General features: G+C 33.9%; 2 protein-coding genes and 1 pseudogene. All 3 read right to left on the reverse strand.

The features are described from left to right. A pseudogene (locus GT641_RS13085) lies at nt 1-188 on the reverse strand (transglutaminase); the annotation flags it as partial. 93 nt (nt 189-281) lie between these two features. Further along, entirely contained in the window at nt 282-812 is a 531-nt protein-coding gene (locus tag GT641_RS12845) for a hypothetical protein (RefSeq protein ID WP_119963503.1), read from the reverse strand. Between the two features lie 21 nt (nt 813-833). Continuing rightward, a partial coding sequence (locus GT641_RS12850; RefSeq protein ID WP_161117739.1) for a hypothetical protein occupies nt 834-1,372 on the reverse strand: 539 nt, incomplete at its 5' end.

Here is a 1,372-nt window from a genome sequence, read left to right on the forward strand (position 1 = left end):
TCGTAAAGCGACCCCATCATACCCGTGCTGAGCATGTATTCTCTTGAAGCGTCCTCATCACCAGTGAGGCTGATTACACTGTGGCTGTCTGTGTCCACGTCTATGTACAGGCTGCCCTCGCTGAGTCCGGATACCCGTCCGTACAGCTTATCACATCTCACCTCGTAGCCCGTGATACCTTCGCTCAAGTCTCTTACGGCTGTCACACCGTATACTATCTATATAGATTACTACATTAGAATTGTGCATCGCAGAATCCTCATTATAGTTGCTTGTACATATCACGTGATTATTTTTAGCTTATATTTTATTAACTGATATTTTGAATTGTAAATCTCTGAAATTTTATATAATTCAGGTTTTTTATTCGCTTCATTAAGTAATCTTTCTACCAAACGGCAAAACTCAATCATTTGCTTTTTGCACTTTTTATGATATGAGCGAAAAATCCAGCCAGTTTCTGCACTAACATCACTTCTGCCAATGATTGTTTCTGCGATATTCATGCTGTTTTTTGCATCTAACTTACTTTCAACTTTCTTTCCCGTATCCAGCATTATATCTATAGAGTCAGGGATTATTAAACATGGTTCTAGCAAGCTATCCATCTTGAAGTATACGAGCCACGGCTTATCAGACTTCTCAATTTCAGAACTATATATTTTTGCTTTTTGAATGCGCCAAATATTCTCTTGTTTTGAAGAAATTTTCATACTTCTGTATTGATTATATTTTAATAAATCCTGATCATACATATAGAAAGAATTTCCATCATATTCTTTAAAAAATTTTTCTGCTTCAACAATATTCATAAACTTTCCTCACCTCACCATTTACTCGAGAATAGCTTTCCACAATTCATCATCAACCTGAGAAAATGTATAACCTAGTTCTGATAAATAATCTATTTCCCTCTGATAAAATCTTTTGCTTCCATCTCCAAACAAATATTGTAATTCCGGGTTATCTGTCAAAATAATTGTTTTATTAAGTTTAATTTGATTATCTATATATTGTTTATTTATTTTCCATATTTCGTTATAATTGTTATTTAAGCTTTTAACCAAATCTGACCATTTGCTCTCGTCTAATATAAAATATGTATAATTATTATCCGAAGCGTACACATTATATTTACCAGTTGTTCCTAAAACACATGTATCGCTTTCTTTGTTTTTTGTTGCTAATTTAACGTAATATTTTATTTGTGAATTGTTTAATGTTGCGCTTATGCTTGAGATACTCTTTGATAAGCCTAATTCCACCAAAGCCAGATTACCTAATCTGCCCATCACGTCTGCTGCCTGCTCTGCAGAACTTAAATCTCCCGTAAACAAATAATCGAGGTTATCAGTCCACATTTCATAATTCA

The organism is Clostridium sp. BIOML-A1 (assembly GCF_009874105.1).
GTDB lineage: Bacteria > Bacillota > Clostridia > Lachnospirales > Lachnospiraceae > Coprococcus.

Coding starts and splice junctions, on each gene's coding strand:
- GT641_RS12845 (WP_119963503.1), bottom strand. CDS start 812: ATGAATATTGTTGAAGCAGAAAAATTTTTTAAAGAATATGATGGAAAT.